The organism is Pseudalkalibacillus sp. Hm43, from assembly GCF_051842935.1.
Classification (GTDB): Bacteria; Bacillota; Bacilli; order Bacillales; family Fictibacillaceae; genus Pseudalkalibacillus.
On sequence record NZ_JBPXRR010000001.1, the window covers coordinates 1,394,677 to 1,417,336 of the forward strand.

Consider the following 22,660-nt stretch of genomic DNA (forward strand, 5'->3'; position numbering starts at 1 on the left):
GATGTACAAAAAGGAGTGAATGCTCCTTTTTGTTTTATCAGGAGAAGGGGGATAAGGATGAAAATCGTCTTCATCAGTGGAGGTGTACGAAGTGGAAAAAGCCGCTTTGCAGAAAAATTGGCTCAGAAGGCTTCGCTGAACTCTGTTGGTAAACTTCAATACGTGGCAACAGGGGTTCCCACCGACCCAGAAATGGAATCACGCATCCAACGACATCAACAAGACAGACGACTAGATAGCTGGAATACCATTGAACAAGCAACAGACATCCGAGTTGTAGCGAAGCATTTTCAAAAGACAGATATTGTACTTTTGGACTGTTTGACAACATGGTTGAACAATGAGTTTTTTATTGGCGGTGAAAAAAGGGGAGAGCACATCAGAGCTAAAATGGTAGAGGATATTGAGATGATCGCCAGGTCTTGTCATACCCTTATCCTTGTCAGCAATGATGTCTTTTTTGATGCAGCTACGGACTCCGAGGTTGTCCTGACTTATAAAAAAGTCCTGGGGAAGATCCATCAACAAGTTGTGGAACGAGCTTCCGAAGCTTTCCATGTTGAATGTGGCATTCCTATCGTAATGAAAGGGGTGACTTAAGTGGGATACATAAAAGGGTTCTTACTGAACCTGCAATTTTTCACTTCCATACCGATCCGAATGGAAATACCGATGGACCAGCCACATCTTGAGCGTGCGGTCAAAACATTTCCGTTGTTAGGTCTTTTACAAGGTATCATCTATTATCTAATCGTGGTGGCTTTGAGTCAGTTTTCTCCTTTTTCAACCATAGCCATTGCCTTTGCTCTCTGGGTATTGTCTATTGTATTGACAGGAGGGATCCATCTGGACGGCTGGATGGATACGAGTGATGCGTTTTTTTCTCATCAAGATGTCAGAAAACGGATTGAAATCATGAAAGATCCTAGAACAGGTGCCTTTGGTGTTCTTTCGGTCATCATTCTACTTGCCGCTAAGTTCCTATTCATATATGAAATTTTATCATTTACCAATAACGAGGCATTCATTACGATCATTCTCATTCCGTTTATCAGCAGAACGGTCATGGGGTATTTGTTAGTCCACGTCACACCCGCGAAAGACGAAGGATTAGCTTCTTTATTCCATCAGTCAGTGAAGAAGAAGAGAATGCCTCAATACTGGGTATTTTGGGGCATCATGTTTATCGTATGGGTAATAACAGATATAAATATCTTCCTTTTCGTTACCTTAACAGGAATGGGTCTTATTACTTTTCTGTTCATTCGAAAGAAGAGCGTGAAGTGGTTCGGCGGGATGACCGGAGATGTAATAGGGGCTTCAGTGGAAGGTGTTGAACTATTCGCATGGATGACATGGTGGATATTGCTCTCTATCGACATGGTATAACGAAAGCCAATCGAACCCGGACATATTGTGGATGGGATGATCTTTCTTTGGGTGAAGATGAAGCACATAGGATATCTCCTGCACACAAGGAATATGACCAATTTTTTTCAAGTGACTTGAAGCGATGTCAGCAAACATGTCTTCGACTGTTTCCACATTCTGAACCGACTTTGTTGAAGGAATTCAGGGAAATGAATTTCGGTTCATGGGAAGGACATACCTATGAATCTCTGAAACACGACCTTCACTACCAAAAATGGCTGGACGATCCTGATCAAATCGCTCCTCCCGATGGAGAAGGGTTGGATGAATTTCAAGAAAGGATTATGCAAGGCTGGAGTAAAATACTAGCCGATCGGAAGGGAAGACGGCTTGCGCTCGTCACACATGGTGGTGTCATTCGAAGCTTGCTACACCGATTTGCTCCGGTTCCCAAGAACTTCTGGGAATGGGAAGTCCCGTTTGCAGCAGGTTACGAACTTACTTTTACCGAGAGTCAATTAAGGAGGGGAGAGCGATGCACTTCGTTACAGGAGGTTCCTTCAACGGGAAGCGTGCTTGGGTAAAGCAACACTATAATTTAACGCTCAGGGATGAGTATATCTGGATATCACAATATGAAAACGCTTCGTTACCAACAGATGTCAATCATTTGTCTCACACACTGGTCGTCCTTGAAGGACTAGAAAACTGGATTCGGCATGAGGTGATGAGGCAAGATCAACCAGAATTCTATTGGGAGCAGTTATTGGAAAGATGGATGGATTGGGAGAGACAAACCACGAAACAGATGATCCTGATCGGTACGGATATCACGAAAGGAATTGTCCCTATTTCGTCCGAGGAACGTAACTGGAGAGATCTCACAGGAAGGTGCTATCAACAAATCAGCAAACATGCTAGCCGGGTAGATTTGATCTGGTATGGCATTCATCAAACCATTAAATCGGAGGCGAAATGATGAAAATTTATACGCGTACAGGTGATTCAGGTACAACCAGTGTAATTGGAGGAAGAGTCGATAAAGACGATATCCGCGTCGAAGCATATGGGACCATAGATGAATTGAATGCTTTCGTGGGCCAAGCGATAGCGGAATTGGATGCCGACTTGTTTAATGATGTGTGCTTTGATTTGGAGAAAATCCAGCATGAATTATTTGACTGTGGAGGAGATCTTTCCAACATTACGAAAAAGAATGAACCGAAGCTCACTCATGAATCAATCACCTACTTGGAAAAACGGATCGATATAATGATTGCAGAAACGCCTGAATTGGAAAAGTTCATCCTTCCAGGCGGTACAAAACCGGCAGTATCCATCCACATAGCCAGGACGATTACAAGAAGAGCAGAGAGATTGGTCGTACACCTTATGAAATCAGGTGCTGAGGATATTGAACGCCCACTCCAATACTTGAATCGTCTATCGGACTATTTTTTTGCGCTATCAAGAGTCATCAACTTCAGACTGAATGTGAAAGATGTTGAATATGCGAGGAGTGCGATTGTTTTCAAAAAACCTAAAGGAAGATCGGAAGATGCGAACTAAAATCATCAGCCTAGTAGCATTGTTCACAGCATTTTCGGCAATCGGTGGCGCCATTAAGATACCCGCTGTTATTGGGAGTATCGGATTAGACACATTTCCAGCCCTCATGGCAGGTATGCTTATTGGCAGCATACCTGGAGCGATTGTGGCGGGCATTGGACATTTGATTTCTGCTCTGTTCGGAGGTATGCCACTTGGACCTTTTCATGTCCTCATCAGTCTTGAGATGGCGTTTTTTGTATACCTTTTTAGTGGACTATACCAAAGAGGCATCAAGCGACTAGCATGTGTCGTTTTCGTATGTGGCAATGCTTTGTTAGCGCCTTTACCGTTCATTTGGATCATCGGGGCTTCCTTTTACACCGCAATCGTTCCTTCCTTATTGTTGAGCGCAGTCGTGAATACAATTCTCGCGGTCATAAGTGTTCATAAGGGTGCTAATATGTTCAATAAAAGTCCGATGAAGGAGTGGAGCTCTTGAGAAATGCGGTCATTCAACCTATTACGTCTGAACAATTCTTGATATTTACAAGCGATAACAGTGGAGGAATTGGTGAGAAAGACAATGATGAGGTAAAGGTCCCATATGACATCTTAGCCTATTACTCCTTCCGAGTTGCCGTCATGGAGTGTTTGGCTGCAGGTGGTGAGCCAACCTCGATCATCCTCCATAATTTCAACGGTGAAGGTCATTGGCATTCATTGATGAAAGGGATACATAAAGGTCTAGAAGAGCTAGAAATGCGACACATAAATGTTTCTGGAAGTTCGGAAAGTAATTTTTCAATGGTCCAGTCCGCCATCGGGATTGCAGTGGCGGGGAAGGCCAAACATGTCAAAAGGAGTATGCCATCGTTTCGTCCTGAGTTCGGATGGGCTGTCATTGGAAAACCTTTGGTCGGACAAGGCGTTATGGATCATTCGAGTTTCGTCATCCCTTTGGAAATGTTTAAATCTCTTTCTGCACTTGAGGATGTTTACTTATGGCCAGTCGGTTCAAAAGGAATACAAGCGGAACTGGAACAAATCTTTCACAAGGATTTTAAAGTTAACTCTGAACTTGACCTCCATGCATCCGCAGGACCTTCCACATGCACGATCGTATCTTATCCAATCAATCACGAAGAGGAAATCCACTCTAAATGCAGAGAATTATTTTATCCACTTGAAATGATAGACAGAATAAAGGGTTGAAGGGGAGACCATCATTGGTCTTCCTTTTTTGCATATAGTAAAGTCCCACACATCTTGTACTTCGGTTGAATAAGATAGTAGTATAACACTGTAAATTTCCTGTAAGTTTTTCAATGATTTATGTATGTGAGACAAGAAATGACATATGATTTTTATAACAAAAGTGTTTTATGGGTATTTTAAGATTATATTTACTCTCAGGATTTGATATTTCAGAATTTCAGAATTCCAAAGCTAAGAAAAAGGAGATAACGGCATATGGTAGACCATTATTTCTTTGCGGATCAGCCGATGACTTTCAGAAATCTGACCTTCGCTCATCTGACCTTTGAAGAAGTCCGTGAACATATGCTTACTTTCATGAGGAAAGAGCCACTAGGTAACTATAAGCTCATGATTGGAACCGATTCTCATGTATATCAAAATGAAACGATCTTCATTACCGGGCTTGTTATGCAACGGGTCGGAAAAGGAGCATGGGCATGCTATCGAAAAATCCGATACCCCGATCCTATACGGAATTTACATCAGAAAATCTCCTATGAAACCTCTTTGACAGAAGAAGTCGCCTCACTTTTCGATGAAAACCTCAAGAATCAGTTCATCAACATCGTCCTTCCTCATGTATATAAAGGATCAAGCTTCATTATGGAAGGGCATCTAGATATTGGGAAAGGAAAACAGAATAAGACACGGGAATTCGTCGCCGAAATGGTCGCACGGATTGAAGCGCACGGCATTGAAGCAAAAATCAAACCTGAGTCACTTGTCGCTTCCAGTTATGCGAACCGTTATACGAAGTAATAATCGTTCATAAAAAAGTAACAAAAAAGGTTAGATCGGTACATGTTTTATTTTGATTTATCAGATATACTGTTACTATGTAACGATAGGTATGAGGTGAACAACATGTGCCGAAAAAGGATTTTCCTACTGATGGTTTCTCTGTTTCTATTCCTTTCTGCTTGTAGCAGTGAAGAACAACCAACCAAAATGACCCATGATATGCACAATAATGATTGGACGCACCTCAAGGATCTTGGGGTTGATGCTGCTACTATTGAAGCCTATGATTTTGCTGTCCACCATCCTGAAGTATTGGATTACATACCGTGTTATTGTGGGTGTCACCATGATGCCGGCCACAATAACAATACCGATTGTTTCGTAGATCAGATCGAAGACAACGTGGCGGTTCTGGATGATATGGGACTTGGCTGAGGAATTTGTGTCAATATAGCCCGTGAGGCTAAATTCGAATATGAAAAAGGGACAGACCTGAAAGACATTAGAGCAATGATTGAAGCTAAATACGGTCAAAGTGGGATGGAGCCTACTCCAACACCTAAACCGATGTAATGAAAAAGCGACCACGATGAGTTAGAAAAACATCGTGGTCGCACTTTTTTATGTAGGGACACAAACTTTATTCCTGCCTGTGCGTTTTGCTTTATAAAGACCCTCATCCGCTTCCTTATATAACTTATCAAACACTTTAACGGTGTCCGGAAAGCTCGCTACACCGATGGATACAGTAATTTGGATGCCAGACCCATCCGGTAAATCGAAAATATGGTTCTCTACAGCATTTCGTATGCGTTCTGCTATTTCCTCAGCAGTTTCCAAATCACAATCTGGAAGTAAGATCGAAAACTCTTCGCCACCATTTCTGGACACGATATCTTTCATCCTGGCTTTCGATTTCAATACCTGACCTAATTGGCGGAGGACTTCATCTCCAGCTTCATGCCCATAAGTATCATTCACTTTCTTAAAGAAGTCGATATCAATCAATAAAATCGATAACCGTTCGCCTTTTGGGAGCCGGTGTTTTTTAAATGCGTTCATCTCTTCATCAAACTTACGGACATTGTTCAAGCTGGTCAAAAAATCGACCTTCGCTTGTGCTTTATAAGTCTTGACCATCTCGTTATACCGATAAAGATAGATCCAAAGGGAAACGGTCAAAAAACCGACTGGAATTGAGATGGCGAATAGATAAATGGTGCTTTCCATAGCTTGAGTAAAACTGACAAGATGATTGATGACCATGAATACGAGCACTAATGTGACCATGTTCATGATGAATCCTTTAATGTAATTGTTGTATCTCAATTTCGCAATCAAACTGTAAATGACACCGATGAATACAAACAAGACAGCTACCGTCAATGACGCTTCTGTAACTCCGAAGAGTAAAATTCTTCCGGAGGCAATAATTACTGCTGAAAGCATTGCCGAAATAGGACCACCAAACAAGGCAGCGATAATCATGAACAAGTGCCGCATATCAAGTATTACTGTTTCTGTGATTCTTATAGAATAATACATCAATACGATTCCCATTAGCCCTGTACCAGTTCCAATGAACAGCCTGTTTACAAACCGTGAAAAGTTCTGTTCACGCCAACCCATGATGAATCCAACTAAAAACAAATACGATAAGATCAGTGTTGTGTGAAATATTAAGTCCTTCATTATGTAAGATCACCCTAAGAACATGATGTAATGAGTATTTTACCATAATCAGGTAGGGTTCATGGATTAAAAATCTATAATATTCTTTATTTCGACATAATCGAGTAATCTAGAAACACATCATTATACCTAATCCCTTGGTTTGTAACTTAGTTACAAATACCTATGTATTATTTTCTGAAAACATAAAATACTCACTTGTTGGTCCTTTTTATCTAGCATTCAATTTAGTGATAATGCTCTATTTTTCCAACTATAGGTTTACAGTATAATTGAAACATACAGAAAAGGGTCATTTTTCCTAGACAGAAAATAAATTCCACTCAAGCCAAATGAATGAAAAAAGGCAAACCCATACGAAAGTTGGGGACGCAAAGCTACGAGTCTAATCCTCTTCACGAGGCATGATCGTCGGGCCGCTCAAACATTGGCTTTTTATGTCTATTAATATCCTTTTATTTCTATCAATGTCGGAATAGTACCAAAAGGAGGTTGTATATGCGCATAGGTGAATTATTGGTCATGAATGGACTGATTACAGAGGATCAACTTGAAAACGCGCTCCAAAAACAAACCCATTCCTTTAAAAAGATAGGGGAAATATTAGTAGAGGATCATCTCATAACCGAACGTCAACTCGCTGAAGCCCTAGAATTTCAACTTGGCATACCTGTCGTGAATATGGATGAGATTGTACCGAACCGTAGTACCATTCAACTCATACATGAAGCCCTAGCCAGAAAACATTGCTTCATACCGATTGAACAAATGAGTGGAAAGCTTAAAGTGGCTATGGTGGATCCCCTTAATCAAGAGGCCATCAAAGATATCCAGGAGACGACTGGTATGATCGTCCAACCTTGTATTGCAACAAGAAGTGAACTAGAGATGGCGATTATCGATCACTATGGGGTTTTGAGTTCTGTTAAAGAGCTGAATGATATCATCGAGTATGCTGTCCAGCAAAATGCGAGTGATATTCACTTGGATGCTGAAAAAGATGGTCTTTCAGTCAAGTATCGCATCAATCAGATGCTTGAAAAACAAAAGGTTATTTCAAACGATCTGAAAGAATCAATTATAGGTAGGATCAAAACAATAGCGAGTTTAAATGCGTCAAAAAGGGGACTCCCGCAAACCGGGTACATACATAAGGAAGCGTATAATACGGATTACGACATTCGGGTTTCTACGGTTCCAACCATTAATGGGGAAAGTGCGGTCTTAAAATTAATCGATCGTACGGATCAATTGTTGAAACTTAATGAGTTCGGCTTTAGTGAAAACAACCTGAAACAAGTGGAATCAGCCATTGATCGTCGCAGCGGCTTTGTCCTTATCTCAGGACCATCAATGAGTGGAAAAACGACTTCACTGTATTCCATTCTCGACCATATCAATCACCCAAAACATAAAATTGTATCCGTTGAACAAAGTGTTGATAGACGGCTGGATGGAATTACCCAAGTGGAAGTGAATGATTCAATCGGATTTAATTTCACGAATGGATTAAGCACAATGCTAACTCAAGATCCTAATGTCATCATGGTCAGTCATCTAGAGGACAAACAAACAGTAGAAGCATCAACTCGAATATCACTATCCGGACGGCTCGTTCTAGGTTCGATCCATGGGAAAGATGCAGTTGGAACGATCCGAAGAATTCTTGATATGGGCATCGAGCCATATCTCCTCGCAACCTCCTTAACTTGTATCGTTAGCCAACGATTGGTGAGAAAGGTTTGTGAGCGGTGTGCGAAAAGCATGCCTGCGTCTGATGAAGAATCCAAGCTTTTTGAAGCACATGGACTGGTTCCTTCAGATGATGCGAAAAGCAAAAGTGCAATCGGGAATTTCCGCTCCTTCGTAACGACAAATAAAAGTTCGAAGATTGCTGTTGTACGTGGTGATGGATGTAAGCTGTGCAACAATACAGGTTATAAAGGATTGGTCGGAATCCACGAAGTATTGACAATCGACGATGTACTTAGAGACATGATCTTACAGAACCGTCCAGCAGAAGCGTTCCGAGAACACCTGGAAGAAAAAGAATTTCAAACGCTCCTTCACGATGGCCTTACAAAAGTCAAAGAGGGTATAACAACCGTCGATGACGTTCTAACCAATATCCAATGAGGAATGAATCAATGTTTGCATTTAAATTGATTAAGGGGGAAAAATGGGATGTCTTACAATTTTCTAGTCGTAGATGATACAAGCTTTATGAGAAAAATGGCAAGAGAATGTCTGATCCAACACGGGTACCATGTTGTAGGTGAAGCGGTGAACGGAAAGGAAGCTGTGGAAAAATTCAAGGAATTGGAACCGGATGTAGTCATGATGGATCTGACCATGCCTGAAATGAACGGGTTGGATGCGATTAAGGAGATATTAGTGTATGATGCGGAAGCCGTCATTCTCGTTTGTTCTGCAAGCAATCAAAAAGATCTGATTCAAGAAGCATTGGATGCAGGAGCAGTTGGATACCTTATGAAGCCATTCAAACCAGACTACATGCAAGAAATCGTTAAACGTTACGCAGAACCCCATTTAAAACCCCTGACACCTGAAGATGAGGAAGAGCCGAAGAATGATGTTATAGAGGAAGAAGTAGTGGAAGAGTCTGTAAGCATGGTAGAGAATGTTAACCATATTCCAACCACTGAAATTGGTCCCGTAGAGGTCGCAGCTTCAATTGAAGCAACCGCGATTGAACAGGAGTCAGACCAGACAGCGCTAGCTCAACCAGTAGAAAAGAGAAAACGATCTATGATTTCTAAATCAGATAAGAAAATACAATTTAAGACAAGTTATATGTGCAACTGGGAAGAAGAAATTCAGGGGGAGAACAGAGCCTACTCATTCACCTATACAGAAAATGATAACAACATCACAATTGATATGATGGATGAACAGAACGAGAAACAATCCATCCAATTGACCCTAGATGGGTTCAGAGAACTACATGATTGGCTTGAGCAACGTCTTGAAGAAGGTAAAAGAATGAATGGATCATGAAGGTAGGCTGTTTCCTTTTTTTGAAAGGGAGCAGCTTTTTTACTGAATTTGGAGTAAGTTGGCTCATTTATAAATTCATTGCAGGTCTCCCGATGGGAATAGAGAAGGTAGTTAAGCAGTTCTAACAATATGGAGATGATTGAGAATGATGAAAAGCTTAACTTTTGAAAAGAGAGTAGATGAAATAATAGAGGAACACTCTTTTTCTGGAGTTGTCCACATAAAAAAAGAGGGAGAGACCGTACTTCAAAAAACTTCTGGCCTTTACAACCGGTCAGAATCACTTCCTGTACAATCCGATACCCGATTCGCCATTGCATCCGGGTGCAAGTTGTTCACGGCCATTGCCATTTGCCAGTTGGTTGAGAAAGAATTGTTAACATTTGATACCCGTTTGACAGATTGTTTGGATATCGCGTTTCCGAACTTCTCAAGGGAGTTGACCATTCATCACCTACTCACACATTCGTCTGGTATTCCGGACTATTTTGATGAATCCGTAATGGATGATTATGAAGACCTGTGGAAAACGATCCCCATGTACCAAGTACGAAAATTGGAAGACTTTCTACCTTTGTTCCAACAAAAAGAACAGATGTTCAAACCTGGCGAAAGGTTTCATTACAATAACGCCGGTTACATTGTGTTAGGACTTGTCGTGGAACAATTGACTGGAATGGATTTCACAGATTATGTAGAAGAGAATATTTTTAAGCGGTGCGATATGACGAATTCAGGTTATTTTTCACTGGACCGTCTACCTCGTAACACGGCAATCGGCTATATTGATGAAGATGATGGCTCATACCGGACGAATACCTTTACTATGCCGTTGAAAGGTGGATCCGATGGTGGGGCTTATGTGACCTCTGCCGATATGATCAAGCTTTGGGAAGGATTGTTAGCGGACAAATTATTGAGTGAGTCGATGACCAAAACCTTACTGTCTAGACATATGAAAGCGCGTGAGGATGCTTATTACGGCTATGGCGTCTGGTTGAACATGAAAGATGGGCAATTGTTAAAATACCATGTCATGGGATATGACCCTGGGGTAAGCTTCCACTCTGCTGTATACCCTGAATTTGGTTTGATCATCGCGATTCCATCAAATCAAGCTGACGGTCCGTTTTTCATCATGAAAGCAATTGAAGAAGAACTAGTGAATGCTTAAAAAATAACCGCCGAGTCCGGCGGTTATTTTTTCTTCCGATTATCGATTTCTTCATTCACCACAAAAGCCAGATCATCATTCCCAAACAACGATAAGACACCAAGCAATGTCTGATCGGCAATGTCTTCAGATTCCTCTTTCGATACGGTCAGGTCGATCGCTTGCTGAAGGGCAGGATTCGCTGCTTGATTCGGATAGGCTTTTACGTATAAAGCGTGAGGGTCCAGGTCATGATTGATACACCACTGTGCAAATACAAGGATCATCATATGTTCGTCTTTTTGGTAGTTCTGAATGATTTTGTTCTCCAGATCTTTTGAATCCACTTTCATTTCCCCTTTTTTCCTCTTATAACGCTCATTATAGCGGACATTTCAAGGCTTACACAATAACCTTAGCATGCATATTTCAACTTAAATAGGTAAAAATGTGTAGGGCATGCTTGCTCCCGATATCTACCCACACACTAACCCAATCAATCGATCTGAACCCATGGAGAGAAGGAAATGAAAGAACTGAAATGGTCCTTATACGCATTAGCATCCATTCCGTTATTGATGACTCTGGGGAACTCCATGTTCATCCCGGTACTTCCTATCATAGAAAAAGAAATCAATATCACACCGTTTCAATCCAGCATGATCATCACCATTTATTCGGTGGTCGCGATTTTCTTAATACCCATTGCTGGTTATTTATCCGATCACTTTGGACGTAAAAAGATCATCATCCCTAGCCTAGTTCTAGTAGGTATAGGTGGTTTGATCAGCAGTTGGGCTGCAGTTTCTTTGAAAGACCCATACGGGATGATCCTTCTAGGCAGGTTTCTTCAAGGTGCCGGTGCAGCTGGTGCCTTCCCAGTCGTCATACCTACCGTAGGTGACCTTTTCAAAACAGAAGAAGAGGTGAGCGCAGGACTAGGACTAATTGAAACCTCCAATACGTTTGGTAAAGTGCTCAGCCCGATCTTAGGTGCTTTTCTTGCAATTTGGGCTTGGCATATTCCGTTTTGGTCCGTTCCATTTTTATCGATTATTGCAATCATATTGATCTTTTTTTTCATTAAACCTCCTAAACGTGAAGACGAACCGATTCCGTTCGGGGAATTTGTAAAGCAAATCAAGAAGATTTTCCATCAAAACGGTCGTTGGTTAGCAGGCGTCTTATTCATTGGTGGAATGATGACTTTCATATTGTTTGGTTTCCTGATTTATTTGTCCTTTATCCTTGAAAAGACCTATAAAATTGAAGGCGTGTTAAAAGGGGTTTATTTAGCCGTTCCATTACTCGTCTTATGTATCGCATCTTATTTCACCGGGAAGAAAATCGGAAAAGAAGTGATGCTGATGAACAGAATCGTCTTGTTTGGCGGGTTCATTGCTTTGCTTTCACTCGTGTCACTGCTGTTTCTAGATTCTCAATTGATCACCATCCTAATTGCGTTATCTGTGACAGGTCTTGGAATCGGAATTACGTTACCCTGCCTAGATGCGTTGATTACGGAAGGGATAGAAAAGGAAGAGCGGGGGACGATTACGTCTTTTTACAGCAGCACTCGTTTCATTGGTGTAGCAGTTGGGCCACCGATCGTTTCCATCCTTCTTAAAAGTTCAATGAACGCTGTTTTTATCGTTTTGGCATTGATTGGTGCAGCTGCCATTCTAATGACAATTTTCATGCTTGAATGGAAAACACAAGTAGTAAGAAAAGCCTGATTTCAACGTGTAAGACGATTTGAAAAGGGGTACAGGTTTATTAAATGATGTGAAATTGGACCATGATCACATCAACACCGTACGTGAACTTAGACCAATAATCCTAGGAGGGAAGAGTCATGGCAATGAACGTATCACAAAAGTTAATCAAAGACCATTTAGTTTCTGGAGAAATGAAACCTGGGAGTGAAATCGGTTTGAAAATCGATCAAACCCTCACTCAAGATGCGACAGGTACGATGGTGATGTTAGAGCTTGAAGCGATGAAACTCGATCGAGCCAAAACAGAAGTATCAGCTCAGTACGTTGACCATAACATCATCCAGGAGGACAGCAAGAACCCGGATGACCACTTATTCTTGCAAAGTGCGACCAAACGGTTTGGATTATTTTACAGTCGCCCAGGTAATGGGGTCAGTCATCCAGTACATATGCAGCGATTAGCGAAACCTGGTAAAACATTACTCGGCTCAGATAGCCACACATGTGCAAACGGGTCCATGGGAATGCTTGCCATGGGTGCAGGGGGGATCGACGTTGCGATGGCGATAGCAGGTGAGCCGATTTATATCAAAATGCCGAAGGTCTGGGGCATCAAATTGACGGGTAAACTTCCGGAATGGGTAAGTGCGAAGGACGTCATTTTAGAGCTTTTACGGCGTCACGACGTAAAAGGCGGAGTCGGTAAAATCATCGAATATTATGGACCTGGACTTGAAAATCTGACCGCAATGGATCGGCATGTCATCGCAAATATGGGTGCTGAACTTGGTGCGACGACCACTGTCTTCCCATCAGATCAGGAAGTGAAGCGATTCTTGAAAAGTCAGGAGAGGGAAGAGGACTGGACAGAGCTTTTAGCAGATGATGGAGCAGAGTATGACCTCCATGAAGAGATCAATCTCTCTGAAATTGAACCGATGATTGCAAAACCTTCAAGCCCTGGGAATGTGGTCCCAGTTCGTGAAGTGGAAGGCGAACCGATTTATCAATCTTATATTGGTTCATCAGCAAATCCTGGGTTCCGTGATTTTGCGATTGCAGCGGAAATCGTGAAAGGGAAGAAAATCGCTCAAGGGGTTTCTTTCGATATCAATCCAACATCTCGTCAAATGTTGACAGATTTGGTTGAGGACGGGCATATCGGGAGTCTTTTAACGGCTGGAGCTCGACTTCATCAGGCCGGTTGTAACGGTTGTATCGGGATGGGTCAAGCACCCGCAACTGGTCGCAACAGCTTGAGGACGACACCACGGAATTTCCCTGGACGATCAGGTACGAAGGAAGACAGCGTATTCCTGTGCAGTCCAGAAACAGCTGCCGCTTCAGCATTGACAGGAAAAATTACGGATCCTCGTAAGTTGGACATGGATTATCCAATTGTAAAAGATAAAGACCATCCGACTGTGGATGATGCATTACTGGAACAGCCGCTCCCTGAAGAGGAAGCCAAGCAGGTAGAGTTGGCAAAAGGACCGAATATCGCATCCATTCCTGAAATGAACGAACTTCCAAACGAAATGGAGTTACCGATTCTATTGAAGATGGGAGATAACATTTCGACCGATGAGATATTAGCAGGTGGGGCTCGAGTCCTTCCGTATCGAAGCAATCTCCCTGAGATCAGTAAGTTTACCTTCGAAATCGTTGATGAGAACTATTATGATCGTGCAATGGATATCAAGGATAAAGGCGGACATGCCATTGTCGGCGGATTCAACTATGGTCAGGGATCTAGTCGAGAACATGCCGCACTTGCTCCGCGGTATTTAGGTTTACGGATCGCCTTGGTGAAGGATTTTGCAAGGATCCACTGGCAAAATCTCGTGAACTTCGGGGTACTGCCACTCACCTTCAGTAATGAAGAAGATTTTGATGCATTGGATGACCAAGACATCCTCCAACTTTCCAATTTGAGGGAACAATTGAAATCCGGTAAAGAAATCACGGTAACAGTGAAAGGTAAAAATAAAGAAATTAAAGCGAAGCATACCATGTCCGAGCGACAGGTAGAGATGATGTTAAAAGGTGGCTTAATCAATTGGGAAAGAGATCGCCAGAAATAACAGCCTAGATAAGGAGGATCAACTATGGTGGATCGCAATCAAATTTGTAAAGCTTGTGATGGAGCAGGTTTGTTATAAGAAAAGGACTGTCCTTCAGAGTTCAATACGAAACTCTGGGACAGTCCTTTTTTCCATTTAACAAAAGGTGTCTTTTGGTTTAGGTACAGACATGCCGAACAACGGTCGTAGATAAAGTGCGAGAAAAGTTCCGGCAAGTGCCATCACCATCCAAACCCAACCATGAAGGCTGAAGGAAGCGATTCCTCCGAAGTATGCTCCTATGTTACAACCAAATGCTATTCGTGCTCCATAACCCATCAGTAAACCACCAACAATCGCAGCTGCGACTCGTTTCAGACCGACTTTCTTCAGTGCAAACACACCGCCGGTTGCTGATGCAAGGAATGCACCCAAAATGACTCCGAAATTCAATACACTTGTGGAGTCAGCCAGAATGGATTGGTTCAATGCATTTCCTCGATCGCCTGACCAATAGACCCACTGAGTCACATCAATGCCAAGTGCCATCGCCATCTTGGAACCCCATAATGCAAAAGCACTCGTCACTCCCCAAGGGTTTCCTCTTACCATCAAAGTCACAGCATTCAGTACGCCTAACGCGATTGCTGCTACCCATAATGGCCATGAGCCACGTAAAACCCTTTTCCAGCCTTTTGTAGTAGGTAAGGGTTTAATAGAAGGAGGTCTACGTTTTTTTGCAATCAAGTATGTCCCACCAAATATGGCTGCAAAAATGCCGAGTTGTACAACCCAAGCGCCTGTGTAGCCGAGGTTCGTACTAGTTGCCAAAGAAATAGCAGGGAAAGAAGGGGTTTGATTCACCCAGAAATCCCAATGCCACGCACCCAAAACCGAACCAATGATGAACGCGAACAATGTGATGAACATAGCGGAACGACCGCCACCGACCGCATACAAGGTTCCTGAAGCACAGCCTCCACCTAACTGCATACCGATACCGAACAGGAACGCTCCGACGACGACACTCGTGCCTACTGGCGCAACATAACCTGCAGGTGCTTGATCGAAGAATCCGACTCCTATGGAAAGGATCGGTGCAAAGAGAGTACATGCGACCGCCAACATAATCATGTGCGCGCGCATCGCTTCACCATTTCCAACCGAGAGCAGCCTTCTGAATGCAGATGTGAATCCAAATCGAGCATGGAATAATGTATAACCTAGTAAAAGACCAAGCCACATCGTCATACTTTGTTGCAAACCTGATGAAGAAAGAATCGCATAACTCAGCACTGCAGTCGTAATCAGTCCACCCGTGACAAGTAAAGCTTGAGGCGATGGGAGGACGGGTGATCCAAGTGGCGTATCTTCATGCAAAGCTGTTTCTTTTATAGCCAAATTAATTTCCTCCATTTCTTATTTGTTTACTCGGATATGAAGGAATCATAATACAAAACCTATACCATGTAAAATGATTGAACACGTCGTCTAACTTTGCCAAACATTTGGACCAGTCACTTGCATTGCAGATTTTTTCGCTTCTTGTAAGTTTTGTTCAGCATAGTCTTGCCATTGGATGATGGTTTGTACGAATGATTCATAGTTGCTCGGAGCATTTTCTAACATGACCTCTAAACCAGCACGTACCTGTTGGTCTTCTTTTTCTGCATTTTTAATACATCCCACGTACGTCTGAATGACTGCAGGCTGAGTTTCGCCGTTCATCATTCTCAGTGCAGAGCCGGCAGCTGTAACACGGTGATAAGAAGCGGGTACGAGATGGTCATGCATTTGTTTATTGCCCTCCAATTGTGCCGTCTCTGGAATATAAAAGAGTTGAGTGCTCATAGAGCAGACCATCAATTCACCGTACAAACTTCTGTTGATTGCAGTAGCTGTTGGTTCCCAAATGTTATTCTGTCTCAATACAATCCCTCCTTATAGATATTTGTCTAGAGGTATTGTATGACGCTCTTGCTTGTACTCTTGCTACCAAACAAAAAAACCAGCGTAACAGCTGGTTTTCTTAAAGAAGATTCGAATTATTTATCTTTGTTCAGGTAACTGATGAACTCTTTTACGATTTCGAGATCACCTGTAATCATGAGTGCAGGGAGCAATAACAAGAATCCAAAGACTGCAAGGTTAGAAAATACGAAAATCCGCAAGCCCTTCCTCAACGAATGCATTTTTTCGTCACTCCTCACGAGTATTTTATTGGATTGTTACTATTATTGTCCCTCGATTCGCTACATTTTGCAAGTGATACACCTAAATATTCTGACAATTACAATTAAAGGAGCTCCATGATTTATGTTAGCTTACATACGTATTGGGGTATGGCAAAAATGAGGGCATTCATCAAGTACTACAGGGAAAGCTATGATGAGACAAATCCAAGAATGGAGGAGTAGATCAATTATGGAACCTTTAACAGTCAAAGAACTCGTGCAGAAAATCTTAAACAAAGAAGAAGTATTTCTCCTGGATGTAAGGAAACAAGAAGACTATGAAGATTGGTCGGTTGAAGGAAACACCGTCCGGAGCATGAATATACCCTTTAATGAACTGGAAAATGGCGTCGAGGATGTAAAGGAGCAACTGCCAACAGACAAAAACATCTATGTCATGTGCGCAAAAGGCGTTTCTTCACAAAAAGCAGTATCGATATTGAAGGATGCAGGTGTACAAGATATCACATATGTGGAAGGAGGCATGACTGCTTGGAGTGAACATCTCGAACCTATTCATATTGGAGAAACGAAGAATGGAGGTTCAATCCATCAATTCGTAAGAATCGGGAAAGGTTGTTTGTCTTATCTGATTGAATCAAATGGGGAAGTCGCAATCATTGATTCAAACCGGATGACTGAGGTTTATGAAGATTTTGTGCGTCAAAAAGGATGGACCATCAAAGTCGTCGTTGATTCTCATTTACATGCAGATCATATATCCGGAGGAAGACAATTGGCAGACGATTCAAATGCGGATTATTGGTTCCCGCCAAAAGATGATGAAGGTGTTCAATTTGAATATCAACCTTTAGAAGATGGGAAGGTTATTAAGGTAGGAGATACCGAAATCAAGCCGATTTATACGCCTGGACATACCATTGGTAGTACGAGCCTAATTGTCGATGATGAATATTTATTGACAGGAGATATCTTATTCGTCGATTCGATCGGACGTCCGGATCTGGCTGGGAAAGCTGACGACTGGGTAGACGATCTGAGAAACACCTTATACGAACGATACGAACAATTGTCAGATGACCTGACAGTACTCCCTTCACATTTTGGAGAAATGGAAGAGATGAATGAGGATGGCAGTGTTCAAGCCAAACTAAGTACTCTTTATAAGGAAAACGAACGATTGAATATAGAAGATCCGGATCAATTCAATCATATGGTTACGGATAATTTGCCACCACAACCGAACAGTCATGAACAAATCCGAAAAACGAACATGGGTCAAAAAACTCCTGATGCGGAAGAGCAACAAGAGATGGAAGTCGGTCCAAACCGCTGTGCAATCAGCTGAAAAGTCGGAATAGATGAGGTTGAAAGGCTGAACTTGAACGTTCAGCCTTTTCTAATATTATAAATTGTCGGTTTTGTTCGAAATTTATCAGAAATTGAACGCTTTATAACCCACTGAAAGCGTTGTTATGTTACTATGGTCTAGGAAGTTTAGTTTACTTGCTTTTAAGGAATTCTAAGAGTAGATTAGACTTCGAAAACGACTGTCATTTCTATTGTTGATAAAAAGCTTGAAGATGGTTCAAACACAGTTATCCCATATGTAACTAGGAGGTTAAATGAAATGGCTACAAATGGACCAAACAACGAGAAGCCATGGCAAGGATTTTCTGGTCCAAACCTTGGCTATGCGATCGAACTATACGATCAGTACAAAGAGGATCCAGATTCGGTCGAACCTGAATTAAAGGAATTATTTGATAAATGGGGACCTCCACCAACTTCTAGTGATGATGTTGCTGACCATTCAACTGCACCAGTTGAAATGAAACAGGACGCAGGCACAATGAAGAAAGTGGTTGCAGCGGTCAAACTAGCAGAGAATATCCGCACATATGGTCATTTAGCTGCAGAAACTAACCCAATAATGAAAAATGCTGAAGAAGTACGATTACTCGATCCTAAGGAATACGGTCTTTCTGATGAAGACTTGAAAGAGATTCCTGCCGATATCGTGTGGTCCGAAGCACCAAACAACATCCGTACAGGCTACGATGCCATCCTACGTCTAAGAGAGGTCTATACGAAATCTCTAGCGTACGAATTCAGCCACGTACATGAAGATGAAGAACGCAACTGGCTTTATGAAATGGTGGAGAGCGGTTCTGTCTACCAGAAGCTATCCAATGATGACCGCGTGTCACTGCTGAAGCGTTTGGCAGAAGTCGAAGGATTCGAAAACTTCCTTCATCGTACATTCGTCGGTCAGAAAAGATTTTCCATCGAAGGATTGGATTCAATGGTTCCGATGCTCGACAACATCATTCAGTCGGGTATAAAGGATGGAGCACGAAATGTGATGATTGGAATGGCTCACCGTGGTCGATTGAACGTGCTTGCTCACGTATTAGGGAAGCCGTATGAAAAAATCTTTGCAGAATTCCAGCACTCACCAAACAAAGAACTTGTACCATCAGAAGGTTCTATGGGAATCAATTACGGATGGACGGGTGATGTGAAGTACCACTTAGGTGGAAATCGTGAAATTGAAGAAGGAACGACTGAACCGGCGGTACTCACACTCGCAAACAATCCAAGTCACTTGGAGTATGTCGATCCTGTAGTAGAAGGATATACACGTGCAGCCCAAGAGGACCGAAGCTCAGCAGGATATCCGAAGCAAGATGTATCCAAAGCATTTTCCATCTTGATCCACGGGGATGCAGCTTTCCCTGGAGAAGGAATTGTGGCGGAAACATTGAACTTGAGTCAATTGCCTGGATATCAAATCGGTGGGACTGTACATATCATTGCGAATAACCTACTTGGTTTTACAACGAAAAGTACAGACTCACGCTCTACGAAATATGCGAGTGACCTTGCAAAAGGATTTGAGATACCGATTGTCCATGTAAACGCTGATGATCCGGAAGCTTGCCTTGCAGCGATGCATCTGGCGTATCAGTATCGTATGCGCTTCAAGAAAGATTTCTTGATCGACCTGATCGGTTACCGTCGATATGGGCATAACGAGATGGATGATCCGAATGCAACGAACCCTAAGCTTTATGAAATCGTAAACAACCATCCGACCGTCCGTCATCTTTATTCTGAAGTTCTACAAAATGATGGAACGATCGATGAAGAACAAGCGAAACAAATCCAATCCGATGTTCAGGACATGCTTCAGTCCGAATATGACAAAGTGTCAAAAGACAAGCGTGAAATCGATGAAGTCAATGCGCCCGAAGAAATCGTAAACGGATTACCGAAAATCAAAACATCTGTTGAGTTGGATGAATTGCGTTCAATGAATGAAGGTTTGCTACAATGGCCTGAAGAATTCAAAGTTTATCCTAAGTTGAAGAAGATCTTGACCCGTCGTGATAAGGCATTGGATGAAGACGGTAAAGTCGACTGGGCTCTCGCTGAAATACTGGCATATGCAAGTATCTTGAAGGACGGAACTCCGATCCGCCTTACCGGTCAGGATACGGAGCGCGGAACATTCGCTCAACGACATATCGTCTTACATGATCCTGAAACAGGAGAAGTGTACTCACCATTGCACAAATTGACAGAAGCGAATGCATCCTTCGCAATTCATAATAGCCCACTATCCGAAGCATCTGTTGTCGGATATGAATATGGCTATAATGTCATTGCTCCGGAAACGCTCGTTCTTTGGGAAGCTCAATATGGTGACTTTGCCAATGCGGCACAGGTCATTTACGACCAATTCATCTCTGCTGGTCGGGCGAAATGGGGACAACGCTCCGGAATGGTCCTCTTATTACCTCATGGCTATGAAGGACAAGGACCAGAGCATTCAAGCGGACGCTTAGAACGATTCCTTCAACTGTCTGCAGAAAACAACTGGACAGTCGCAAACCTGACAAGCGCAGCACAATATTTCCACATTTTACGGAAACAGGCTGCTATTCTAGAACGGGATGAAGTACGGCCATTGGTCATCATGACACCAAAAAGCTTGCTTCGTAATCCACGGGTAGCTTCTAAACCAGGAGAATTCAGTGAAGGTGAGTTCAAGCCTGTAATGAAACAACCGAACCGTGAAGTGAAGAAGGAAAAAGTGAAACGACTTCTTTTATGTACAGGTAAGGTGGCAATCGATCTTCAGACAGCAATGGAATCAAACGAAAAAGATTGGGATTGGGTCGACGTACTACGTATGGAACAACTGTATCCATTCCCAGAAGATGAAATCGTTGAACACCTTGAACAGTATGAAAACCTAGAAGAAATCGTATGGGTGCAAGAGGAGCCGAAAAACATGGGAGCATGGTTCTACATCGAATCCAGAATCAAGTCCATCGCTTCCAATCGTGTAACGATCTCTTATGTTGGACGCCCTGATCGATCCAGCCCTGCTGGTGGGGAACCAGATGTTCATAAAAAAGAACAAGAACGCATCCTAAATCAAGCATTGAACCTAAATCAAACGAACACTGTGACAACTGAAGGAGGTAATGTATCGTGAGCGATATCAAAGTACCAGAACTTGCAGAATCTATCTCAGAAGGAACCATTTCCGAATGGTTAGTGAATGTTGGAGACAAAGTCAGCAAAGGTGACCCTGTCTGTGAATTGGAAACAGACAAAGTCAATGTAGAAGTAAGTGCAGAAATTGATGGTGTCATTGAAGAATTCTTGAAAGAAGCTGGCGATACAGTTGAAGTTGGTGAAACGATCGCGAAGTTGAACGAAAACGGTGAAGCTTCCAGCGCGAAATCAGAAGAGTCCGGTAAGGAAGAAAGTAAGGATGCTTCTAAAGAAGATAAGAAAGAAGAAGCTCCAAGTACTAAAGAAGAACAAAAAGAAGAGAACGAAGCGGCGGAAGAAGATCGTGACGATACGGATCGTCCGATGGCATCTCCTGCTACTCGTAAGTTGGCGCGCAAGCTAGGTGTCGACTTGAACAAAGTGAAAGCTACGGATCCACTTGGAAGAGTACGCTCTGAAGATGTTCGTGCGCATGCAGAGGGACCTAAGTCAGAACAACCATCCGCTCCAAAACAAGAGTCAAAAGGGAAGCAGACCACAAGTTCTTCTGATCAGCAGCAATATGAAAAACCAGTTGAACGCGTTAAGATGTCTCGCCGTCGTCAAACAATTGCAAAGCGTCTCGTTGAAGCACAACAAACAGCTGCAATGTTGACAACGTATAACGAAGTGGATCTCACAGCCATCAACGAGCTCCGTGAACGTCGTAAAGAACAGTTCCTAGAGCAAAATGATGTCAAGCTTGGATACATGTCCTTCTACACGAAAGCTGTTGTTGCAGCGTTGAAGAAGTTCCCTCGCTTGAATGCTGAAATCCAAGGCGATGAAATCGTACTTAAAAAGTTCTATGACATCGGTATCGCGGTAGGTGCAGAAGAAGGACTCGTCGTACCAGTCGTACGTGATGCAGATAAGTTGAGCTTTGCGAGTATTGAAAAAGAAATCAAGAACCTTGCACAGAAAGCACGTAACAAGAAATTGACGCTAGATGAGTTGCAAGGTGGTTCATTCACGATTACCAATGGTGGAGTGTTCGGTTCATTAATGTCTTCCCCGATCTTGAATGCACCTCAAGTCGGTATCCTTGGAATGCATAAGATCCAATGGCGTCCGGTTGCAATTGATAAGGAACGCATGGAAAACCGTCCGATGATGTACATCGCATTGTCCTACGACCACCGTATCGTAGACGGTAGTGAAGCCGTAAGCTTCTTAGTGAAAGTAAAAGAGCTTCTTGAAGATCCAGAATCACTTCTTTTAGAAGGTTAATTACAAATAAGTTGTTAGACGATGAACTCACCCGGAAACGTCCGGTTGAGTTTTTTCTATCGATGAAAAGGATATTAGCGGATTTCCAAGATGGTTCGTGAT

The 22,660-nt window shown here is 42.5% G+C and carries 22 protein-coding genes and 1 riboswitch; of the genes, 17 read left to right on the plus strand and 5 right to left on the minus strand.

Translation table 11 applies throughout. The features are described from left to right. The first annotated feature begins 57 nt into the window (after nt 1–57). From ACSVDE_RS07525 to ACSVDE_RS07565, 9 genes are all read left to right on the plus strand, one after another. Nucleotides 58–600 (plus strand): bifunctional adenosylcobinamide kinase/adenosylcobinamide-phosphate guanylyltransferase, encoded by a 543-nt coding sequence (locus ACSVDE_RS07525; protein WP_439300309.1) that lies wholly within the window; start codon nt 58–60, stop codon nt 598–600. Then, nucleotides 601–1,389, plus strand: a complete 789-nt coding sequence (gene cobS, locus ACSVDE_RS07530) for an adenosylcobinamide-GDP ribazoletransferase (protein ID WP_439300310.1) — start codon at nt 601–603, stop codon at nt 1,387–1,389. Next, entirely contained in the window at nt 1,356–1,955 is a 600-nt protein-coding gene (locus ACSVDE_RS07535) for a histidine phosphatase family protein (RefSeq protein WP_439301951.1), read from the plus strand. Before cobS ends, ACSVDE_RS07535 begins: the two co-directional genes overlap by 34 nt. Then, on the plus strand, nt 1,907–2,350 hold the full coding sequence (locus ACSVDE_RS07540) for a bifunctional adenosylcobinamide kinase/adenosylcobinamide-phosphate guanylyltransferase (RefSeq protein ID WP_439300311.1): 444 nt from the start codon (nt 1,907–1,909) through the stop codon (nt 2,348–2,350). Before ACSVDE_RS07535 ends, ACSVDE_RS07540 begins: the two co-directional genes overlap by 49 nt. After that, a complete protein-coding gene (locus tag ACSVDE_RS07545) occupies nt 2,350–2,940 on the plus strand; it encodes a cob(I)yrinic acid a,c-diamide adenosyltransferase (RefSeq protein ID WP_439300312.1) in 591 nt (196 codons plus the stop codon). Before ACSVDE_RS07540 ends, ACSVDE_RS07545 begins: the two co-directional genes overlap by 1 nt. Beyond that, on the plus strand, nt 2,930–3,421 hold the full coding sequence (locus tag ACSVDE_RS07550; RefSeq protein ID WP_439300313.1) for an ECF transporter S component: 492 nt from the start codon (nt 2,930–2,932) through the stop codon (nt 3,419–3,421). The genes ACSVDE_RS07545 and ACSVDE_RS07550 overlap by 11 nt, the downstream gene beginning before the upstream one ends. Beyond that, the gene (locus tag ACSVDE_RS07555) at nt 3,418–4,134 is read left to right on the plus strand and encodes an ATP-binding protein (protein ID WP_439300314.1); all 717 of its coding nucleotides are present in this window, start codon (nt 3,418–3,420) and stop codon (nt 4,132–4,134) included. The genes ACSVDE_RS07550 and ACSVDE_RS07555 overlap by 4 nt, the downstream gene beginning before the upstream one ends. A 258-nt stretch (nt 4,135–4,392) precedes the next feature. After that, the gene (locus tag ACSVDE_RS07560) at nt 4,393–4,938 is read left to right on the plus strand and encodes a ribonuclease H-like YkuK family protein (RefSeq protein ID WP_439300315.1); all 546 of its coding nucleotides are present in this window, start codon (nt 4,393–4,395) and stop codon (nt 4,936–4,938) included. Nucleotides 4,939–5,043: 105 nt separating this feature from the next. Beyond that, nucleotides 5,044–5,493: a PCYCGC motif-containing (lipo)protein gene (locus ACSVDE_RS07565; protein ID WP_439300316.1), complete on the plus strand. Its 450-nt coding sequence runs from the start codon at nt 5,044–5,046 to the stop codon at nt 5,491–5,493. A gap of 48 nt (nt 5,494–5,541) precedes the next feature. Here the strand turns inward: ACSVDE_RS07565 and ACSVDE_RS07570 are convergent, their stop codons facing one another. Further along, nucleotides 5,542–6,612 carry a GGDEF domain-containing protein gene (locus ACSVDE_RS07570; RefSeq protein WP_439300317.1) on the minus strand — a complete coding sequence of 357 codons (1,071 nt, stop codon included), beginning with the start codon at nt 6,610–6,612 and terminating at the stop codon, nt 5,542–5,544. 335 nt (nt 6,613–6,947) lie between these two features. Then, a riboswitch (cyclic di-GMP riboswitch) is annotated at nt 6,948–7,036 on the plus strand. A 74-nt stretch (nt 7,037–7,110) separates the two neighbouring features. On the opposite strand from ACSVDE_RS07570, the gene ACSVDE_RS07575 reads away from it, so the two are divergent. From ACSVDE_RS07575 to ACSVDE_RS07585, 3 genes are all read left to right on the plus strand, one after another. After that, complete coding sequence (locus tag ACSVDE_RS07575; RefSeq protein ID WP_439300318.1) at nt 7,111–8,748, plus strand: GspE/PulE family protein; 1,638 nt, start codon at nt 7,111–7,113, stop codon at nt 8,746–8,748. A gap of 48 nt (nt 8,749–8,796) precedes the next feature. Beyond that, the gene (locus ACSVDE_RS07580) at nt 8,797–9,630 is read left to right on the plus strand and encodes a response regulator (RefSeq protein ID WP_439300319.1); all 834 of its coding nucleotides are present in this window, start codon (nt 8,797–8,799) and stop codon (nt 9,628–9,630) included. Nucleotides 9,631–9,775: 145 nt separating this feature from the next. Continuing rightward, the gene (locus tag ACSVDE_RS07585; RefSeq protein ID WP_439300320.1) at nt 9,776–10,804 is read left to right on the plus strand and encodes a serine hydrolase domain-containing protein; all 1,029 of its coding nucleotides are present in this window, start codon (nt 9,776–9,778) and stop codon (nt 10,802–10,804) included. 23 nt (nt 10,805–10,827) lie between these two features. On the opposite strand, the gene ACSVDE_RS07590 is transcribed toward ACSVDE_RS07585, so the two are convergent. After that, nucleotides 10,828–11,130, minus strand: coding sequence for a hypothetical protein (locus ACSVDE_RS07590; RefSeq protein WP_439300321.1), 303 nt, complete (start codon nt 11,128–11,130; stop codon nt 10,828–10,830). A 180-nt stretch (nt 11,131–11,310) separates the two neighbouring features. On the opposite strand from ACSVDE_RS07590, the gene ACSVDE_RS07595 reads away from it, so the two are divergent. Continuing rightward, nucleotides 11,311–12,519: an MFS transporter gene (locus tag ACSVDE_RS07595; protein WP_439300322.1), complete on the plus strand. Its 1,209-nt coding sequence runs from the start codon at nt 11,311–11,313 to the stop codon at nt 12,517–12,519. A 119-nt stretch (nt 12,520–12,638) separates the two neighbouring features. Continuing rightward, nucleotides 12,639–14,585: an aconitate hydratase gene (locus ACSVDE_RS07600; protein WP_439300323.1), complete on the plus strand. Its 1,947-nt coding sequence runs from the start codon at nt 12,639–12,641 to the stop codon at nt 14,583–14,585. 135 nt (nt 14,586–14,720) lie between these two features. Here the strand turns inward: ACSVDE_RS07600 and ACSVDE_RS07605 are convergent, their stop codons facing one another. The 3 genes from ACSVDE_RS07605 to ACSVDE_RS07615 form a co-directional block, all read right to left on the minus strand. Then, nucleotides 14,721–15,971 (minus strand): YeeE/YedE family protein, encoded by a 1,251-nt coding sequence (locus ACSVDE_RS07605; protein WP_439301952.1) that lies wholly within the window; start codon nt 15,969–15,971, stop codon nt 14,721–14,723. Between the two features lie 84 nt (nt 15,972–16,055). Next, nucleotides 16,056–16,493: a hypothetical protein gene (locus tag ACSVDE_RS07610; protein ID WP_439300324.1), complete on the minus strand. Its 438-nt coding sequence runs from the start codon at nt 16,491–16,493 to the stop codon at nt 16,056–16,058. Nucleotides 16,494–16,609: 116 nt separating this feature from the next. Further along, nucleotides 16,610–16,756 (minus strand): hypothetical protein, encoded by a 147-nt coding sequence (locus ACSVDE_RS07615; protein ID WP_439300325.1) that lies wholly within the window; start codon nt 16,754–16,756, stop codon nt 16,610–16,612. Nucleotides 16,757–16,988: 232 nt separating this feature from the next. Here ACSVDE_RS07615 and ACSVDE_RS07620 point away from each other — a divergent pair, with 232 nt between their 5' ends. The 3 genes from ACSVDE_RS07620 (at nt 16,989) to odhB (ending at nt 22,558) form a co-directional block, all read left to right on the plus strand. Further along, nucleotides 16,989–18,107: an MBL fold metallo-hydrolase gene (locus ACSVDE_RS07620; protein ID WP_439300326.1), complete on the plus strand. Its 1,119-nt coding sequence runs from the start codon at nt 16,989–16,991 to the stop codon at nt 18,105–18,107. 282 nt (nt 18,108–18,389) lie between these two features. After that, entirely contained in the window at nt 18,390–21,266 is a 2,877-nt protein-coding gene (locus ACSVDE_RS07625; protein WP_439300327.1) for a 2-oxoglutarate dehydrogenase E1 component, read from the plus strand. Continuing rightward, nucleotides 21,263–22,558: a 2-oxoglutarate dehydrogenase complex dihydrolipoyllysine-residue succinyltransferase gene (gene odhB / locus ACSVDE_RS07630; protein ID WP_439300328.1), complete on the plus strand. Its 1,296-nt coding sequence runs from the start codon at nt 21,263–21,265 to the stop codon at nt 22,556–22,558. The genes ACSVDE_RS07625 and odhB overlap by 4 nt, the downstream gene beginning before the upstream one ends. Nucleotides 22,559–22,660 lie beyond the last annotated feature (102 nt).